This window comes from Paenibacillus baimaensis (genome assembly GCF_025567575.1).
Genome location: NZ_JAOQIO010000015.1, coordinates 22,617 through 42,458, shown reverse-complemented (window position 1 = coordinate 42,458; position 19,842 = coordinate 22,617). Strand labels below are relative to the sequence as shown.

Genomic DNA, 19,842 nt, shown 5'->3' with positions numbered 1-19,842 from the left:
AATCGACTATGAGATCTTTGTAATACAACTCAAAATTGATATGTCAATCTTAGATCGACGTCACCATGTAGTTGACGTGTCAACCTAAATGCAGTGTAGCACCTTGCAGTTGATACGTCAACCATGTTATTATCTTCTTATGGATATGAACGAACTAAACGAAGCCGAAATGCGAATATGGAATATGTGGAAAAGTTCTTTTAAACAAATCTTTGGTAGCGTTGTAAAAGAAATGTCTGAATACACAGGACTATCCGAGGGTGATTTTGGAGTATTAGACCGGTTAGTCCAATTCGGGAATGGTAAGCTTCGCCAACAGGAATTAGCTGAATCGATGGACTGGGATAAGAGCCGACTATCACATCATCTAACGCGGATGGAAAAACGCGGTCTTGTTCTGAGGAAACCACTAGACACAGATCGCGGTGTTCAAGTCATCATTACTTCCGACGGAAAGTCAGCCTTGGATGATGCCCATCCCATAGTCTCAAAGGCAATACGCAAGCATTTTCTAGATCTATTAACCGATCAAGACATTGAGTCGATTACTAAACTAGCGGAAAGAACAAAAAAAAATGCCTCATTGTCTTGTAAAGACCCGTCCCCTTGATCGCTGTATTGATGTTAAGCACAAGGTATAAAATTACTGCAATTGACAAGGAACTGGCCCCTTCCGCCAACATAGCGGAGGGGGCATTTGCTTTCTATCAGCAAGAGCCCCTTTAGGCACCTCAATCGTTCTGTGACCCGAAACGCGCTGCAGTCTATTTCGGTTTTGGTGCAACTATTAAAACAGATTAAAGATAGTCGCCATATTGTTGTTTGACTATGCAATCAAACCAAACATTTTATTGATTAAGTCTATTGCAAAAAGGACAGACGAATGATTGCATTCAACCTACCCTTTCTTTATCATATGCATGACTTCGATTCTGGTAATTGTTCTCTCTGCAGTACTGAAAGACTTGAATCCCGGCATTGGTTTTATGATTTTCTTTATAAATCGATGATCTTGTTCAATTATATTGTTCAGATATTTCTGTTGTCGTAGTAATGTTTCTTGTTTCATCACCTTCTCGTCCAACCCATCGCATAATGGTTGTATGAGCCATATGTAGTACTCGTGCTTCCATCATCTCTACTAGATTACGATAACTAAGGCTATATTTTAAATACCATCTTATGGTTAGCAAAATAATCTCTGATTCATACTACTTCCACTTAAACAAATCTAATTCCGTTTCCAACGTTTTAGCCCCATCCCATGATTTCGTTTCAATCATGCTATCATGAATTCGAGCTTTGCACCACAACCCTGTTAAAGTGTTGGCGAGATCTCTTTCTGCTATAATCTGGCTGGCTTAAAGGTTTGAAAATTCCCCAGAGCATCTTAATTATCTAGTAAACGTCCATTATCATTCCATTGGCCGTACATTTTGTTTTCTCTCGTGTTTGCTATGAATTTGTCTAATCTATTCTCAAATAATTCCGGTTGATTTTTTATGCTTTGTATCGTGTCGATCCGAACTCTTTTATACAGATCAGAAAATGCCTTGAAATTCTCATATACTTGCTTTTCCTCTTTAAGCCTTTGCTCTATAACCGGATCGATTCGAAAAGAATCGTAATCCATATCAGGAAGAACCTTTCTTCCTTCGTCTGTCATCAACCCCAACTTTTCCAGGCGGCGAACACGTTCTTTATTCAATTCAGTCCATGAGCTTTTTTTGCTACGAGGAGAAAGTCTCTGAGCCAGCTCCGATTCAGATTTTTTCTTCTTGACTCCATCGATCCATCCAAAGCACAAAGCTTCCTCGACCGCATCCAAATAAAAGAGCGTATCCGATTTGGGCGTCATACTAACCAAGACCCAACAAGATTTTTCAGTCTTACTATTTTTCTGTAGCCAAAACCTGAACTTTTCTCTCGATTTTACGGGAATTAAATTATCCATTTCCATATTTGAAAAAGAATCTCCTTTCACCATTTATCATATATCCGTTAATTCATGCTTGCTTTCTCGACATGCGATTTGGAAATTGCTGCTTTTATTATGATCAGTATGAAAGCAAGTGACAAAAGCATAATACCGCTCCAGATAAGCTGATGCGCACCCAACTGGGAAATAAACAAGCCGCCAATCCATGTTCCTACCGTAATGCCAACATTAGAAAAGGAAACAAATAAGCTGTTACCGAATTCGGGAGCTTCTTTCGCATCAGTCATCAACATGGCTTGACTTAGAATAAGCCCCCCGGAATGTACAGCTCCCCACACAAATACAATGACCGCCATCGGCCAAAAATGAGAACCCCAATAATAAGTAAATAAGTAAATGACCACATATACGAGAGGAAACAGGATAACCGTTTTTATCATGCTTTTGTTCAGTAAGAACCCGAACAAGAAGTTCCCTGCAATCATGGTGACGCCAAAGACCATCAACATCACGCTGATCCAGGTACCGTTCATATGGGTGACTTCTCCGAGATATTCGGCAAAGTAGCTATAAACCGAACTCATCGCTGTAAAGATCATCACCACGATCAAGATCGTTAACCACAATTGAGGTTTGCGCAAAATGCCGAGCTGCTTGCCGAAAGACATTCTTTCCTTAACAGGCATTGAAGGAAGCCAAACCATTATGCCTATAAAGGCAATGACGCTCACAATAGCTCCAAACAGAAAAGCAGCTTCCAGCGAAATTTTTGTGGAGAGATAGGATGTAATCGGCACGCCAAAAGCGAATCCAACGGTTACTCCGGCCATAACCTTGGTGACCGCTTTGCTGATCTTTTCGGGAGGAACAAGGCTGGCAGCCGTCGCAAGCGCAATCGAAAAAAAGACAGGATGAAAAAACGCAGGAACAATCCGGAAAGCCAGCATCACTTCGAAACTGGTAGTATAAGCATACACCAAATTAGAGATGGCAAACATCAGGATAGCGGATAGTAAGATCGCTTTTCGATTCATGCCGGAAGTGAGTAATGTTAGGAATGGGCCTGAAATGGCAACGATTAAAGCAAATGCACTCACAAGGTACCCAGCCTCCGAGGGCGCTATGTGAAACTTTTGAGTGACTTGGGGAAGAACTCCGATCATGCCCATTTCAGTTGTTATGATGCCAAATATACCTAAAGCCAAAAAAAAGATAAGCGAAGAATAGCTATTTTTCATCAATCATGCCTCCATCGGTGCATAAAAAAATGGCCTTCAGTTGCAAGACCATTTTTCAGAATGAGTTACTGTTTGTTGGCTATTACGTTATCAAGAAACTGATCGGCGTCGCTATTAAATTTCCAGCTGATCCCAAACTTATCAACTAGCATTCCAAAACACGAAGACCAAGGCGTATTGGATAACGGCATGATGACATGGCCGCCAAGGGACAACTGACTAAAGTATTCTTCAAGTTTTTGCTTATCATCGATGACTAGACTAATCAGAATATTATTCCCTTTCACCAGCTCACCTGTTACTGCCTTCATTGAAGGCAAAATGTCTGACATCATGATTTTCCCGCCTGCGAATTCTATGGAAGACTCCATGATCATATTTAACTCATTTTCCGGCATTGGATAGTTTGGATCTTGCGGGATATCCCCGAATTTCGCTTTTTTTACTTCAATTGCGTTCAAAGCCACCGAATAAAATTCAATCACTTGTTCTGCAATTCCATCAAAGTTTAAATATGCAATAGCTGACATAAAGCATAACCTCCTTCTTTTATAAATGTAGTATAATATATAATAGGTGACAGCTGTATGTCACTATTTCATACTAAATTAAAAAAAGAGGGAAACGGATGGAAAAGGTTGAGAGACTTATCTCTATCATCATGATCTTGCTGAAAAAAAATGTCGTCGTGACCACCAAAGAATTCGCGCAATTATTTAACGTTTCCAAAAGAACGATTCTTCGCGATATGGAAACCTTGAGTTTATCAAACATACCGATCTATTCGGTCAATGGAGTTCATGGCGGTTACGGCATTATGGATGAATACAAGGTTGATAAACGTCTTTTAAGCAACTCCGACTTAGAGAATATATTGACTGCGCTCGGCGGATTGGAACAAATTCTAATTAGCGAAGGAGTTGAAATGACGATCAAAAAAATAGAAGCTATGGTTAGCCCGCTGGCTCCGAAAGGTTCAATTCAACTGTCTTTTTACGATTGGGAGGGTCGGTCTGAGATTCGTCAAACCTTGAAGACATGTCAGGAAGCCATATTAAAGAAAAACTTAGTTTCATTTGATTATATAGATAAAAATGGCACTGTGACAAAAAGAACTGTCGAGCCCTATCAGCTTCATTTTAGCGAAACGAGTTGGTATCTGAAGGGATTCTGTTTACATCGCATGAGAAATAGAACGTTCAAATTATTTCGGATCGATCAACTTAATATGAATGAACAAACGTTTAGCCCAAGAGATGATTTATTGGAACAAGAGCAGGAAGCAAGTTATCAGCCGGAACTAGTCGCAGTCAAGGTGTTGATTTCGCCTAGCATAAAAGATCAATTCATTGAAAGGTACGGTCGAAAGAGCATTGAAAACTATAGCTCTGATTATTTATTAGCAACAATCCATATTCCGCAAAACAGTAATGGATTTCAATTTTTAGCGAGCTTCGGTACAAATTTGGAAATCGTAGAGCCCAAAACCTATGTTGAAGACTTTCGAGATTATTTAAATAAAATGATGGAGAAGTATACTTCAAAAGGCTCCCATTAACATCAAAATGTTGGCGACGCATATTCTTAAACTATGCTGCCCGTCTTTAATGAAAGCAGGGAGCAGTTGCCTCGGCGATCTGCTCCCTGGTAATTACACTATCGTTAACCGTCGTATTATGAGGTCAGCCAGTTTTTACTGGTTGACCACTTTTGTTTTTGTGGTGTATGAGTAGTCAGTAGCCGGGGCAGATCGATCGTTCTCCTGGGATCATAGCCCGTCGCTAAAACTGATCGCCCCTACTTGTAGAAACCATGTTTAAGCTGGTTGAAAATGTTGACAAGATGTTAGCTGGTTTTAGCGTAATCTAATTTAGGAGACAAGGTCATCTAACCGTCTGGTAAACGAGGCCTATGGCTCCAGAATCAAATGTCTTGTTTTCGATAAGTTTAAGATTGATCTTCTCCTTGAGACCTTGGAATAACGGCAACCCGCTGCCGATCAGGACGGGAGAAACCGTAATTTTATACTCATCTATTAAATCAAGCTGCATAAGGTAGTGTGCGAACCTTGGACTGCCGAGGATGACCATATCCTTGCCCGGCTGCTGTTTGAGGTTCTTGATCTCCTCCTCGACATCTTCTTTCACCAGTCTGGTATTGTTCCATTCGACTTTCTCCAGCGTCGTGGAAAAAACGATTTTGGCTGTCTTTTCGATCCACTCGGCATGATTCCGTTCATGCTGCGAAGCTGATGGGTTCGAAGGCACAGATGGCCAGTAACTGTGCATCATCTGATAAGTCCCACGTCCCCAAATGACAGTGTCGGCAGTACTCAGAATTTCTTTCGCGTGTTTCTCCAAATCAGCATCGTATGAAATCCAGCCAATGTCCATTTCAACGTTCGGCCCTTCTACAAAACCGTCAAGCGATGCGTGCAGAAATAGAACGAGTTTTCTCATTTTCAGTTCTCCTTTGTTCATGAGGATATTTACATTATACATTAACTACATTTTAGCATAATTCAACTTGGGTTGTTTCTTATGGATTGCTAATCTAAACTGCCCATCGTAATCCCACACATATGACCACTAAACTTCATTAGCGGTCATCAATCAGTCGGAAATCGGCTTGTTACGTCCGCTAAGACTGTCAGGAATGTGACGAATGCCTGTCCGCTAATGCTAAGCGTATAAAACCGTCAAAATGTTGGATCTGCCCCTTAATCAGCGAGAGCACGTTTAATGTTCGTTTTTGCTTCATCAACCAACCTTTCATCTTTTTCATCAATTGCCTACATCATTATCAAAATGGGTATATATATGGCAATCAATCGAGCCAATATCTTTGTTTCTTCATCTACATCCCCATATTCTTTGAAAAAGTCAGAACGCGCATCCGGAGGTAAAAAGCTATACGCAACATTCAAGTCACAAGCAGGATGTCCTATATGGATATCTCCCCAGTCAATAATCCCTGAAATCCTTCCATTCACATCTACCAGCATATTTTTAAAATGAAGGGTACCATGAAGGAATACGCACTTTGGTTTCACTCTTTCAGTTCTGAGCTGTGCCAAATAATTCGATATTACACGGTGCTCTTCTTCATTAAAATGAAGGGCAAGGCCGGAAATGAAGGTATGCATCTTTTCCTTACGCATCGCAATATCAGTCATATTTCTATGGTCATGTTGAACCCCATTTTCTTGGGCAATTTTCACAGGGAATGCATGTAAGCTTTTTAAAAATTGTGCGAGCGTTGTTGCTGATAACGCACGTTGCATGTCCGTTAATCCGATTGGAAACTCTCCAGACAAATAGGGGTAGCCAAGGAAGGGTGCAGGATAATCATAATCCCCTTCCCCAAAAAATATCGGTAAGGAATAGGCAATGGAAAAATAATCTTTAAGCTTAGGTAGTATCTTTCCTTCCATCCTTAAACGATTAATGGAAACTTCTCTTCTTGGAAAGCGAAATACATATTCGGCCCCGACAAGAAAAACAGTGTTATCCCAGCCATGTAACGTTAATGTAAGAGGGCGAGGGGTTATCGATACTAATGGAAGAGAATTAGCACCGCCAGCAAGCACTGCTGTTAATAGCGAGTATCGCAGAAACGCCTTTAAGTCTTACAATGCCTCCAATATACAGGTTGAAGGCGTTCTAATCAAGGATGCAACAAAACCGGGTATGAAAAATCTCAGTTTCCAAGGCACGGCTTCATCGCGTATTTCTTCATTTCAGCGTCGATGTACTTGTTAATATCATCCTCTGCCTTACGCAATGCGCTGTTCACATCTATTTTACCCAGACCGATATTAACGGGATCTCTACGGGTAATCGTATCAGCTTGAGCGTCGAAATCCGTCTTTGGCGCAATAGGAGCCAGCTTCTGGAAGTATATCGCGTTAACGTTTTTTCCTTCCAGAGCCTAACTTTCGCTTAACGCTTTCAGAACCGCATCATTCTGCCCGTTACTTTAATAAAAAAACGAGGAGCTGCCACGCGGCATGCTCCTCGACTATCGTTCTCCGTCGTATTTTCGGATGACAAGAACTTTATCTCATTCTCATTTCCTTCCTTCCAATTTCCTTGCGAATCGCGAAGATGCGATGGTTATTTTTTGTGACCTTCTTCCATTTATCTAACGCTATTTTGTGAAATAATGTCCTTGCTCCAGATCTGCGAGAAGCCCATGTTGGACAGGCTTCCAGCCGAGCAGCTCCTTCGTCCCTTCACTTGATCTTGCTAAGTCAAGCGACGCGACCATGCCGAGAAAACCGAAGATCGCTTGTGCCTCTTCACGAGGGATGCTCACTACCGGCACATCCACGTGACGACCTATGACACCGGCAATGTCGCTGAACGGAATGCCTTCGTCGTCCACACCATCCAGTCGTGAGCCTGCAGGCGCAGATTCTACTGCGAGGCGGAACAAAACTGCCGCATCCAAGCGATGAATCGCTGGCCAACGGTTAGTGCCGTCTCCAATGTAAGCCGAAGAGCCTCTTTCCTGGGCGATCCGGATTAATTGCGGCACGAAGCCTTTATCTCCTTCTCCATGCACGGAAGGTGCAAGCGAGACGATCAATGCTCTCACGCCTTGTTCTATAAATGAAAGTGCTGCATCCTCCGATGCTTTGCCATTAGCATGAGCTGTGATAACAAGTGGTTTACTGGAGCCCGCAAGCCCCTCTCCCATGGCTTCGATGGCGCGAAGATCAGTTGCTAGTGATGCGGCGAAATTAGAGAAATCGTGGTTAAATGCCAGATGAATAACACCGTCTGAAGTGGCTGCACTGCTGCGCAGTAAATCCAGATCCTCTAAAACACCGCGAGCCACCTCAGCTCCCAAGCTTTCTAATACTTGAGCACCACTCTCTGAACGGGTCAGACCAACTACCTGATGGCCCGCACCGATGAGTTCGCGGACAACAGCTGTACCAATATAACCTGCTGCACCTGTAACGAATATACGCATAATAGTTTTACGCCTCCTTAAGCATTTGACGAAGATATGACTCTAGTATAAACTATGAAGTAAACTCTAAGGCAAGCGTTTGGAGGTATGATTGCATATGAAAATTCAAGAATTAGGAGACTTGATGGGTTTAACACCCCACACCATTCGTTTTTATGAGAAGGAAGGCTTGCTTGACAGCAGGCATATTCAGCGAGAGAAGAATAATTACCGCAACTACTCAGACGAAGCAATTGAACGGTTAAAGCTGATTAAGAAATTTCAAGGCATCGGCTGCTCGTTAGCTGAGCTGAAGACGATTTTGCAGGATCACGATACGAACGCACGCACGAACCAAGAAGTAATAGAATGGATTCTTCAGAAGATCAATGAGATCGAGCGCAGGAAGGACGAATACGATCATATGCTTGTAACGCTGAATTGGATGCTGACATACAGGAAGCTGCTGAATGAAGATCCACAGCAAGCTGAGGCTATGATGGCGGAATTGCGTCTTCGAATTAACATCTAGCCATATAATCGTGAAAAAGCCATAATGATGAAAATCGGTAGTCCACTAAGGTTAGCTTCAGTAATCATACCGGCAATTCTTGGTTTCAGCCTGTCAATTGGATTTAGAATCTTAAGGGTGTTGCAAATTTCCATCATTGATTTAAAATTTCAATTGGTTTGACTACAAATCAAATTCATCTGTTCTTGAAAACGGTTCATGAATACGTCAGTAATCGCTGATCCAACAGAATCAGCCCAAGTTCGAATCCGTTTTATTGGGGACTTCACCAGGGGGAAAGTAGTTATTATACGTTCGTTCCCCTTGATTTCTACCCATCCATAAAATTAAAAATCCGTGTAAAACGCAGACTCAAATGGATATATGTTCTTGTCCTCTTAGATTATTTAACTCTCTTGTTCCAGTTTAGCGTATCGCTAGGCTAAAGTGTAAACATTATAATGGATGTATTTATGATTCGTTTGGATAGAGTTCCCAAATTTGCTTAATCCAGAGTTTGGCAATGCGCTTACGTATGTACGCAATATTTCCTGAGTTAAACTTACAACATGTAAATCTTTAAGTACTTCATCAACTGATCTATACTGAACTTCTGAAATCTCTGATCCATCAGCAAATAAGACACCGGATATCAATTCCATCTCAAAGATGAAATATATACCTAGCTCTATTCCATTTTGAAGCTCTTTAGTTCCCGTTCTAACACCAATAAGTCTTTTAGGTCGAGCTACAATCCCAGTTTCTTCTTGTACTTCCCTTATTGCTGCTTCTTCAAATGTTTCCCCTTCTTCAACAAATCCCCCTGGTATCATCCAATAATTCTTATTTACACCATATGTAATCTTCACAAGCACCACTTTGTTGTTCTTAACGATTAATCCCCCCGCAGAACAAGTAACTCTCATATGAATCACTCCAATACCATTTATTGGAATGTTACCACAGAAGTCTTATTCATAATAATAGCTATATTATATATAGCTATAGGTATTTTCTATAAGATATCTGATTCCTTCCCTTTCAATCTTTTCAACATCATTCAAAATGCCCGATAGCCTTATATAAGTAGGCGATCGGGCATATCGAGAAATACCAAGTAATAAGAACTAATGTTCGTCATCGGCGAAATCCCCGTCAGATCGGCACCGATTTGTTTCATTTAGAACTGAAAGTTTAACGTTTTCTTTATGCCCGATAGATTCAATTTAATGATCCCGCTTCCGTATTCGCCAAATGCATAAGGATTATCAATCAGCGGGTAATCGTCTTCGAGTACTGGTATTCCCTTCACTGTGCATATACGTTCCCAACCTAGCTCTACCTTGCCAATTGAAGGGGAGGTATATAGGATATCTTCTCCCAACAACTCAATTGGGGCTTCGCTTATTGATTTCGCAAACGAATCAAAGCTTCCCCATTCCTTCACGCTCCCCGCCTCCAACAGCCAAATGTTCTGCTTGTCCAGGCAAAGAAGCTCCCTGCCGCCGTATTCACCCTCAGTAACTTCGTGGTACGGCTTCAACGAATAGACAGCTACATACGCATCGCCCTTTTGTCCGAACAGCCAGCCATGGTGCTCCCGCACCTGGTCAAATTGTTTAGTGGGAAAGTAACAATGTGTAAACCCAGCCACGGAATCAATGCGGTAAATATAAACAAGGACATTGCGATAGGCAATGGTTTTCGGCATCCGGTATTGCCCGCCCCAATAAGAAGGCCTCGTTGTCTTGGATTTGTTATCGAAGCATGAGACAAATACGGGGACCCCTCCGTCCAGCAAAATTTGCCCGGCTTGTGCCTGAGCACTGAACTCGCCTTTCTTGGACTCCACTAAGCCGGATACCATATAGTGCTCTGTACGGAAGGTCGATGTATTGACCCCTCCCATGCCGCTGGATGGAAACAACCCCATCCGAGTTCGAGTAAGCAAGGGCTCCGTGCTTGAGGCAATATGCTCCCATGCGGGAAGAGGCTCATAGCAGCTGCTAGCCAGAGAGACCGCTCCAATCGAAAGCTTTCGGACCATTATCTTTGGAAGCCCGAATAACAGCCAATTCATAGTCCTCATACTCTCCAACTCAGGGTATATAATGCTTTGTTCGTAGCATCTTCCGTGCGTAGTACCCATAATTCCTTGATAGCTGTGGGAAGAAATGAACGCAAGAATCAAATCTATGAGCTGTTTGGCTAAAATCCGTATAGGGCTGTTTTCTTCGGAGAAATCGAACAGGTTGAGCATGGCCAGCAAATCTTCCTCGTAATAAGTATTGGAATGCCATTCAGTGAATCCGTACATGCCCTTCTCCTTGATCCATCGTTCGGCATTTAACCGCCCCTTTAATGCATGAAACAAGCCATTTTGATTGCTGTTTGTGAAGTTATCTGCCGGAAACAGCAGTCCAGCCAAATATTCGGCACTGAAAAATAAGATTTCGTGATTCTCCGATCGGGTGAACATCAGCGATTTGCCCGGCTCATCCACCCAATATTTAAAACCAAGAATACAGGCTTTCATCTCCTCTTTCAACTCATTCGGCAAGATGGGATTAGTGCGGTGCTTATAATATATGCGAAGAAGTCCGTGCATGGCAAAGTCAGCACAATCATACCTTTCGTTGATATACGATAGGGTCTTGCGTATGGACTGCACATCCACTTCATTATCCATTCCTGATTCAAGCCTGGACAGCTCCCGATAAATACCGTACAAGGCAGGTTCCGGTATTTCGGCAAGCTGCAGCTGACCTGTCTGCTCCAGCAAATAACGCTGGCGCTCTTTATAATTCCCTGAGGGCACCATCTCAGCAAAATAATCAACATAGATGACTTGAAGGGTAATCCCTGTCACTAGCCCGGATTGCATGGATTGCTCAGAACGGTAGTCAACCGTAATCAAATATTGCCCACCAGCGGGAAGCTCATCATATGAGGCCAGTCGCAGGGATCGTTGGTGTTCATCCAGCATTGTGGCAATCTCGATAATGACGCCCTTGGACACTCCACTGTTTCCACGATGCACCGTAAAAATGAATGTTCCTTTACTTGCTACAGGCCGGTCCCATTGAACGGTTATTGAATCTTCGCCTTGGATAACGGGGCTCGCCAAGTAAAAGCCCCCTAAATCCTCTTCAAGCTCAGTACGCCCCTCATTCCCCAATAGAAGTGGTACATAGGCTTGTATCCCCTCGGATTCAATCGTGAGGCTGAACGAATTTGTGCAATGGAGGTGGACATTGGCCAGCATCAATAAGCATTCGTTATCCCCTTCCTGCAAATGGATATCTAAGACAAACTCTTCGTCCACCCTTCCAACGCTTTGATGTGTAAATATGATTTCACCGTTCAGCATCATCGCTGCGCTCCCATAAAGCCATAGTCTACAGCGGTAAATACCTGATTGCAGTACGATAAGTCGGCTATATGCGTATGTAACTAGCAGGCGGGCATGTGTACCATACCGCGCCCAAGTCATTTTTTTCTCGGATGGGCCTGTTCTGGCGAAGCTCCACATGGACTCTTGCTCCAAGAAAACCACAGATTCCCCCTCAGCGGGCGCCAATCCATTCATGATTTGGCAAGCTTCCTCGATCATAGGAAGGTAGGGCTCCACAGGTACTATATAATTATCTTCATACAGGTGAGATACATCTTTATCAAACGGACCGGCATATAACCACTCACGAATGGGCCTGCATTCCATTAAGCATCCTCCTATAATTTCACATTCAATATGGTGCCAGCCAGACAAGCTTTTCGAATATTCTTATTTCAGTTCCTTCAATAGCTTCTTGTACTGTTCATCCTGCTTCTTGGCCACTTCAATGATATCCTTGGCAAGAACCGCTTTATCCTTCTCATTGATGTACCAGTTTTTATACCAATCCTCGACCTGTTTGCCTCCCGCTTTCTCCCAGGCATCCTTAGCATCCTTCAGTGCTTGATCGATCGTATATTTCTCTCCGCTAACCAGCGCTTTCGTCCAGATATCAGAAATCGCTTTGTCCGCGTTAGTTTGAATAAGCGCAAGCTCCTTAGGGGGCTGGGGCATATGTTCAGAATGGGTCAATTCAGCATACGGTTTATCAAAGGTTAAGTAGGTATCGCGGAGTGATTGATAAAAGTCCTGGTATTCCTGTTTTCTTGGATCGCTCTTATACTTCACAATCGGAATAGAGCATTTATCAAAGCGTAATCCACTGTTTTCCAGCATTCTCATATCGCCAGTTACATCGCTTACCTGCTTCTTCATTTTGTCTTTATCAATGACCTCTAAGCATCCATCCACGACCTTATGGTGCTCCCCTTCATTTCCATTGGTAAGCGTATCCAGTGTGGTATTACGGCTAATGAAATCGACATACTTCATAACGGCATCCGGGTTCTTTGCTGTTGCATTGACCACCGCAGTCATTTGAATTGGATTTTGAAGAGTCGGAATAAACTGGCCAAAAGGACTTTTCGGATAAGGCATATAAGCAACAGTCGCTGTAGCTACATTCTTCTTTAACGGATCGATCATACTGAGGATCATATCTGTTGAGTTTACGCCTAAGAACGGATAAATTCCTACTTTCCCATTAATGAAATCCTGCTTTGCTTTAGCGCCGTTCTTATCGTTAATAAAATCCTTATCGATAATCCCCTCATCATACAATTTCTTCTTGAACGCGTTTAAATCTTTACTTTGCTCCCAATTGATTCCCAATTGCCCATCCTTCACATCCCACTTCTGAGAAGCTTGGAATATTTGATTGATCGTTGCCTCTGAGCTTGAGCTGAGTGCAATGCCATAGGAGTCCTTTTTCCCGTTCCCATCCGGATCTTGTTCTGCAAACGCTTTTGCAACTTTATATAAGTCCTCCGTAGTTTTCGGCATCTCCAAATTCAACTTTTTAAGCCAATCCGTCCGGATGATTAATCCACGAATAGGCTCCACCCAATTAAGACGGCCGAATTCGTACAATTTCCCGTCTGCCTTGGTGCCCGCTTTTTTCAAAACAGGATTCTCCTGCAAAAGCTTTTTATAATCAACACTAGAATTTTCAATCAACGAATCCAGCGGCATCAGCTGCTTCTGGTCATACAACGGATTCTTAATATTAGGAGCGTATTCGAACAACAAATCAGGCGCACTTCCCGATGCAAACAAGACATTGATTTTTTCCTGGGAGTTTGTCCGAGGTATGGCTACGAATTTTACATTCGCCGGTCCTTTCTCATTAATCCATTTGGTCCAACGATTATTTTCTATTGTCCCTTCATCTTGCGCCACGTTACCCCGGTCATAAACAGAAACTGTAATATCCTTCTTCACCTCAGCCGCTTGTTGCCCGGTTCCATTCCCCTCCTTCGATGAACACGCCGCAAGAAGCGTACCGCTCGCCAACACCACTGCCATCGAAGCAACCCACATTTTTTTCTTTTCCATATTTGTTAACCCCTTTCGAAATGTTATCACATGATCTAGGTATCAGCCCTTCACGGAACCCAGCATAACCCCTTTAACAAAGTACTTTTGAAGGAACGGATAGACGACCAGCATTGGAATGACCATAACTAGAATACCTGCCGCCTTCAATGATTCCGGCACAACTTGGACGGGTTCACCTTCACTGACTAGTTCCTGAAGCAGCGATTGGCTCTGAATCATTTGCTGGATAAGCACCGTTAAATTGTATTTATCGGTCTGGTTCATATATATCAACACATTCATGAAGCTGTTCCAGTATCCAACTCCATAAAATAATACTAACGTAGCTATAACAGGCATGGAAAGCGGCAAAAATATTTGTAAAAGCAAGCGCATTTCACCACAGCCATCGATCCTTGCAGCCTCTTCTACCTCCTCGGGAATATTCTCAAAGAAAGTCCGCATGACCAGCATATTGTACGTACTTAATAACCCTGGCAGCCAAATCGCCCAGTAAGAATTTATCAATCCAAGAGATTTCACTAAGAGGTAGGTAGGAATCAAGCCCCCAGTAAACAACATCGTAAATACAGCAGCAAGTGTGAAAAACCTACGAGCTATAAATATACGCCGTGAGAGCGGATAAGCTGTAACAATTGTCGCAATCATACTGAGTGTTACTCCGACCAGTGTCAATATTACACTATTCTGAAAGGCCTCCACCACTCTTGTCCCTTTCATCAGCGCAGAGAATGAATCTGTATTCCAGCCTATCGGATAAATCGACACCCTACCGGACGCAATCTCCTGAATATCACTAAATGACAGTGCGATAATATGCAGTAAAGGAAACAAACAGCTTAGTCCGACTATCGTAAGTACAATATAATTGAAACTATAAAACAATTTTTCACTCCGTGTGCTTTTCAACTCTGTACCCCTCCCTACCAAAGGCCGCTGCCGAATTTACGTGCAATCGCATTGGCCGCAAGAACAAGAATCAATCCAATCAACGACTCAAAAAATCCCATTGCTGCTGTCGCACTAAACTGCGCTCCCTGCAGTCCTACCCGGTACATATAGGTGCTGATGACATCAGCTACTTCGGACACCACAGCATTTTGTAGGACATAAATATGATCAAAGCCGACCTCCATAATTCTTCCCATAGCTAAAATGAACATAAGCACAATCGTCGTGCTGATACCTGGTATTGTAATATGCCAGATTTGCCTCCACTTGCTCGCTCCATCGATGCTGGCCGATTCATATAATGCCGGGTCAATCGTCGTCAAGGCTGCCAAGTAAATAATCGCGCTGAAGCCCATCTCTTTCCATATTCCCGATCCTACATAGACAGTAATCCATGAAGTAGCATCATATAGGAAAGGAAAGGGCTTGCCGAACCATGCTTCAATCCAATGGTTAATGGTCCCCGATTCTACGGAAAACAGGGTGACTACAAAACCCCCGATGATGACCCAGGAAAAAAAATGCGGTAAATAGACAATCGTTTGCACAGCACGTTTAAACCAGGTTTTCCTTACTTCATTCAGCAAAATTGCCAGCAGGATAGGAAACGGGAACCCGATAAATATGCTTAAGCTACTCAAAACTAACGTGTTGCGAATAATTCGCACTGTAGTTGTTTGGCTAAACAAGGTTTCGAAATTTTTCCAACCGACCCATGGGCTCCCGAATACACCGTCAAAAAAATTGTAATCCTTAAAAGCAATGATCAAACCGCCCATCGGCACATACTTGAAAATGACATAATAGAGCATTCCCGGTATAAACATCAGCAGCAAAGGAAGGTTGGACTTCCATCTGCGGCTCCGATTGATAGCTTCGCTCGGTTTCCTGGCTGGATCCGATCGAATCCTACTTGTATGATCTAGTTGTTGGTGCATGTACACTCGTTCCTTCCTTCTTTTGGCTAACTGAAAACTTAAGCTTGCTCTAATTATAAGAAAAGGCTGCCGGTATTACCTTGAATAACTTACGATGTTTCTTTGAATATCTTCGATCTTTTCAAATCGTCTCTACAATCATCCTGCAAAATGCAAATAACCCCTGTTCTATGAGCTGAACAGAGGTTATTTAGTCGAACATGCTGTGCAAGGGAGTGTTACTCCTACAAACCTTTACGGAACTCGCTGGGTGATTGCTTCGTCGTTTGCTTAAATACAGCAGCAAAATAATTCGGGTCTGCGTAACCGACCGCTTCGGCGATTTCAGCAATTTTCATACCCGTATTACGCAGCAGCATCTTGGCCTTGTCGACTCTTACCTTCGTCAAGTAATTCGTGAAGCTCTCACCCGTATCCTTCTTAAACAAATTGCTGAAATACGTCAAGCTCAAATGTACGTGCTCAGCAGCTTGGGCAAGCGTGCATTCATCCATATAATGCTGCTCAATGAAACGGATCGCCCGCCCAATCAGGTTATCGTTATTAAGCATCAACCAGCGGCTCCACTCGGCAAAGAAGCGTTCAATTTGCTTCTCTGTCCAAGCCATGATGGCAGCAGGTTGCTGTAGCGGGTGCAACTCGCTGACTCTTGCCGCAAAGTCCTCCTGTACCAAGGAAACACCGAGCTCTCTTCGTTCGGTTTCCTGAAAGGCGCTGGCAATCGTCAGCGCCTCCAACTTCATTTCGGCAATGGGCTTGTCTTGCAAAGCTAGGACAAGAGAAGCTGCATACTGCTGCAGCTCGCTAGATTTGCCCAACAGAATGAACGACATCACTTCATTTAATATGGTTTTGATGCTGCTGTAGTTTAAATCCAGGTTGCCCTCTATAGCAGCAGTGCTCATTCTTTCCTCCTGTTTATAGGTGAAACGCTGCAGCGAAGACGAAGGATGCGCTTTCTCGTAAGCCTCTAAGCCTTCCTGGTACATTTGATGCAGGGCTCCCATATTATCCAAGCGACCTGAGTAATGAGTGAATAAAGGAATCGCCAGCAGCTCTTCTATGATCGTAACCAGCTGGGAGAAGAAGGAATGAGCTGACTGGGACGGGTTCAATAGCAGCACGAACTGGTTCACTTGTACGGATACGATACGTCCCTGCAGCCCGGATTGCTCGAACAATTCCTGCATAATATTCATAATCGAAAACTGCAGAAGCTTCAAGTCCTCGGGTCGATACGCTTTTGATTCGGGAAAATATGTAATGACGCACACACACCAAGCATCCATCCCGTTATATGCCTCTGTTAGTCGCTCCGCGTCCGTTTGCGGGACAGGAAGCTGCAGCATTTGCGAACGAAGCACATTCTCCTCCATGCGGCGCCTTTCCTCGTTTTGCATATCTCTTGCTTGCAGCCGTGCGTAAAGCAGCTCATACACCTCAGTCAGGATACGGCATACTTCCTTTTCCGGGCAAGGCTTCAACAGGAAATCTTTCACCCCAAACCGAAGTGCAGCTTGTGCATATTCAAAATCTCTGTGCCCGGTCAATATAATGACTGCTGTATTCGGTCTATTACGGTGAATATATTCAGCCAGTTGAATACCGTCCAATCCAGGCATTCGAATGTCGGTCAGCACCAGATCTGGCGCATGGTCGCCAAGCTTAACGATCGCTTCCTGCCCATTACTCGCTTCGCCGACAATCTCCCAATGTAATGCGTTACTCTCGACCAGCTTACGCAAACCTTTACGAATCAGTGGCTCATCGTCAACGATCAGCAACGTTCCCTTCATCTCGTTCTCCTCCTCTAGCCGTCTCTATTGGTTGAAGCGTATCGCAAGGCAGCAGCAAGGTTACCGTAGTACCCTGACCAATAATCGAACGAATTTCCGCACGATACGGGCTACCATAGATTAAGTCGATCCGCCGTAGTACACTTCGCACCCCTACACGATTTCGCTTCTGAGGGCGATCCTCTCGCTGATGGTCCTGTGTGTCCGGTTTGGAATCTACCTCGATTGCTTCCCGTATCACGGCAAGCTGCCCCTCATCTATCCCGCATCCGTTATCAATGATTTCAATAACGAGCATATCGGGATTGTGCACCGCGGCTTGCAGCATAATATCAGTTTCCAAATTTTCCCCGTCCGAACTTGAAGCATTTGCCATTCGCCTATAAGCTTTAATTAGTAACACACGTCCATTCAGCTTGTCTGCAAAAGCATGGATAAAAACATTTTCTACCAAGGGTTGCAGCAGCAGGCGAGCGATCTGGCATGTTTCCACCTCTTTATCAATTTGGATGATTGTCTCCAGATCCTCACTGAAACGCGCTGACTGTATGGCCAGGTAGTTACGCACCTGATGGATTTCTTCACCTAACGTAGTTTGTGTCCTTGCTGGTTCCAGCGCATAACGCAGCATCTCAGACAGTGACACTACAAGCTCAGCTGTTTCCCGGTCATCCCGCAAATACAATTTCCAATAGATCGTATCCAGAGTGTTGTACAGAAAATGCGGGTTTAATTGCGCTTGAAGCGCTGTTAGCTCAGCTTCCCGTTCACTAAGCTCACGCTCGTAAACCTCTTTGATCAATGCGTTAATATTCGTTGCCATCCCGTTAAATACTTGACCCATGTAAGCAAGCTCATCCTCAGTCTTAATCTCGATTTGCGTCGTAAAGTCACCCTCTTTAACGCGCCTCATCCCCAGAATCAACTGCTTAAGCGGCTTCAACAGCCTTTGGCCTGCAACCGTAACCAAAATCGCTGACAGCAGCAAACTAAGTAAACCCAAGTAAATGGCAATCTGAAAAATAATTTCGCTCTTATCTCGAATATCACTTAAGGAGACGCGGCTGACCAGTTTGAAGTCAACTTGATTGGATCGGCTTTTGGCATAGAGATAGGATTCTCCTTGATCCTCAACCACCGTCTCCGCATCCAAGGCGGATAATGGGAGTAGATCCAGCGGCTTGGCAATATCGGTATAAACAAGGCGGTCCTGCTTATCGTATAAAAACACATTGGCGTTCTCGGTGTTAATTAAGCCTTGCAAATCCTCGGAAAATAGCGACTGATCGAACAACATGACCATAACCCCGTAAATCTCCAAATCTTTGGATTTCATATAACGCGCCGCCAATATCATATTTCGGTAACCAGAAGTTTCAACCAAGCTTGGTAATTGCATGGGGAACCAGACCAAATCCCCTGACGTGCTCTGCAGTTTGAGTTTGACCGAATTGTATACCTCTTTATCAAGTGGCAAAAGCACAGTGGAGGGACCACTGAAATAAAATCCGTTATCCTGCAAATCGAACAAATACATCGAATACAGCTTAGGCTCATCGTTCTTCACCTGATTCAACAACCGATTTAATTCATCCTGATCTGATAATTGTGTGTACGACTCCCGGACCTTCGATAAAGCTGAGCGCTGCAATACTTCCTGTACGTAAGGATGGAACACGATGTAGTTAGACAGGCGATAAATATCCCGAATCTGCAAATCAAGCCGTGCGGCCGCCTGCTCGTTTGCTTTATAAAACTGCTTACTGAGTTCTGAGGTAAACAGCTTAAGATGAATCTTATAAGACACATACCCACTCAAACAAAAGGTCAGCATAATAATAACCGATAAATTCAACACTAGCCGATGGGAAAAACTTTTTTTGGAAAAAAAGCGATTATTGAACAAGGTATGGATCTGATCCTTCCACTTGAAATTTGAAATACTATAATCTATTAAATGGAAATGCAAAATTAATGAAGGGAACTCTATTTTATCCAACACCATCTCTTTACGTCAAATAATTTTAAGTGCTTGCACATATGTGCTTGAACGCAAAA

The 19,842-nt window shown here is 43.3% G+C and carries 16 protein-coding genes and 2 pseudogenes; 3 read left to right on the top strand and 15 right to left on the bottom strand.

Translation table 11 applies throughout. The features are described 5' to 3' along the window. Nucleotides 1-139 precede the first annotated feature (139 nt). Entirely contained in the window at nt 140-610 is a 471-nt protein-coding gene (locus OB236_RS06650; protein ID WP_262683258.1) for a MarR family winged helix-turn-helix transcriptional regulator, read from the top strand. A 288-nt stretch (nt 611-898) separates the two neighbouring features. Here OB236_RS06650 and OB236_RS39990 read toward each other — a convergent pair. From OB236_RS39990 to OB236_RS06630, 5 genes and pseudogenes are all read right to left on the bottom strand, one after another. Further along, nucleotides 899-1,045: pseudogene (locus OB236_RS39990) on the bottom strand (DDE-type integrase/transposase/recombinase); the annotation flags it as partial. A gap of 19 nt (nt 1,046-1,064) precedes the next feature. Then, nucleotides 1,065-1,199, bottom strand: a pseudogene (locus OB236_RS40315) (IS6 family transposase); the annotation flags it as partial. 191 nt (nt 1,200-1,390) lie between these two features. Beyond that, complete coding sequence (locus OB236_RS06640) at nt 1,391-1,960, bottom strand: YdeI/OmpD-associated family protein (RefSeq protein WP_262683257.1); 570 nt, start codon at nt 1,958-1,960, stop codon at nt 1,391-1,393. 41 nt (nt 1,961-2,001) lie between these two features. Beyond that, nucleotides 2,002-3,177 carry an MFS transporter gene (locus OB236_RS06635; protein WP_262683256.1) on the bottom strand — a complete coding sequence of 392 codons (1,176 nt, stop codon included), beginning with the start codon at nt 3,175-3,177 and terminating at the stop codon, nt 2,002-2,004. 65 nt (nt 3,178-3,242) lie between these two features. Continuing rightward, nucleotides 3,243-3,707, bottom strand: a complete 465-nt coding sequence (locus tag OB236_RS06630) for a VOC family protein (protein ID WP_262683255.1) — start codon at nt 3,705-3,707, stop codon at nt 3,243-3,245. Between the two features lie 98 nt (nt 3,708-3,805). Between OB236_RS06630 and OB236_RS06625 the strand changes: the two genes are divergently transcribed. Then, the gene (locus OB236_RS06625) at nt 3,806-4,735 is read left to right on the top strand and encodes a helix-turn-helix transcriptional regulator (RefSeq protein WP_262683254.1); all 930 of its coding nucleotides are present in this window, start codon (nt 3,806-3,808) and stop codon (nt 4,733-4,735) included. 325 nt (nt 4,736-5,060) lie between these two features. Here the strand turns inward: OB236_RS06625 and OB236_RS06620 are convergent, their stop codons facing one another. The 3 genes from OB236_RS06620 to OB236_RS06610 form a co-directional block, all read right to left on the bottom strand. Further along, on the bottom strand, nt 5,061-5,636 hold the full coding sequence (locus OB236_RS06620; RefSeq protein ID WP_262683253.1) for a dihydrofolate reductase family protein: 576 nt from the start codon (nt 5,634-5,636) through the stop codon (nt 5,061-5,063). 332 nt (nt 5,637-5,968) lie between these two features. Continuing rightward, a complete protein-coding gene (locus OB236_RS06615) occupies nt 5,969-6,766 on the bottom strand; it encodes a phosphotransferase (RefSeq protein WP_262683252.1) in 798 nt (265 codons plus the stop codon). Between the two features lie 560 nt (nt 6,767-7,326). After that, nucleotides 7,327-8,157, bottom strand: a complete 831-nt coding sequence (locus OB236_RS06610; protein WP_262683251.1) for an SDR family oxidoreductase — start codon at nt 8,155-8,157, stop codon at nt 7,327-7,329. Nucleotides 8,158-8,254: 97 nt separating this feature from the next. Here OB236_RS06610 and OB236_RS06605 point away from each other — a divergent pair, with 97 nt between their 5' ends. Beyond that, a complete protein-coding gene (locus OB236_RS06605) occupies nt 8,255-8,668 on the top strand; it encodes a MerR family transcriptional regulator (RefSeq protein ID WP_262683250.1) in 414 nt (137 codons plus the stop codon). 416 nt (nt 8,669-9,084) lie between these two features. On the opposite strand, the gene OB236_RS06600 is transcribed toward OB236_RS06605, so the two are convergent. From OB236_RS06600 to OB236_RS06570, 7 genes are all read right to left on the bottom strand, one after another. After that, entirely contained in the window at nt 9,085-9,573 is a 489-nt protein-coding gene (locus tag OB236_RS06600) for an NUDIX domain-containing protein (protein ID WP_262683249.1), read from the bottom strand. Between the two features lie 254 nt (nt 9,574-9,827). Further along, nucleotides 9,828-12,368 carry a hypothetical protein gene (locus OB236_RS06595; RefSeq protein WP_262683248.1) on the bottom strand — a complete coding sequence of 847 codons (2,541 nt, stop codon included), beginning with the start codon at nt 12,366-12,368 and terminating at the stop codon, nt 9,828-9,830. A 63-nt stretch (nt 12,369-12,431) separates the two neighbouring features. Next, nucleotides 12,432-14,096: an extracellular solute-binding protein gene (locus OB236_RS06590; protein WP_262683247.1), complete on the bottom strand. Its 1,665-nt coding sequence runs from the start codon at nt 14,094-14,096 to the stop codon at nt 12,432-12,434. Nucleotides 14,097-14,138: 42 nt separating this feature from the next. Further along, complete coding sequence (locus OB236_RS06585; protein ID WP_262683246.1) at nt 14,139-15,008, bottom strand: carbohydrate ABC transporter permease; 870 nt, start codon at nt 15,006-15,008, stop codon at nt 14,139-14,141. 14 nt (nt 15,009-15,022) lie between these two features. Beyond that, entirely contained in the window at nt 15,023-15,988 is a 966-nt protein-coding gene (locus OB236_RS06580; protein ID WP_408638417.1) for an ABC transporter permease, read from the bottom strand. A 224-nt stretch (nt 15,989-16,212) separates the two neighbouring features. Continuing rightward, complete coding sequence (locus tag OB236_RS06575) at nt 16,213-17,784, bottom strand: response regulator (protein ID WP_262683245.1); 1,572 nt, start codon at nt 17,782-17,784, stop codon at nt 16,213-16,215. Then, nucleotides 17,759-19,591: a sensor histidine kinase gene (locus tag OB236_RS06570; RefSeq protein ID WP_262683244.1), complete on the bottom strand. Its 1,833-nt coding sequence runs from the start codon at nt 19,589-19,591 to the stop codon at nt 17,759-17,761. The genes OB236_RS06575 and OB236_RS06570 overlap by 26 nt, the downstream gene beginning before the upstream one ends. Nucleotides 19,592-19,842: the final 251 nt, after the last annotated feature.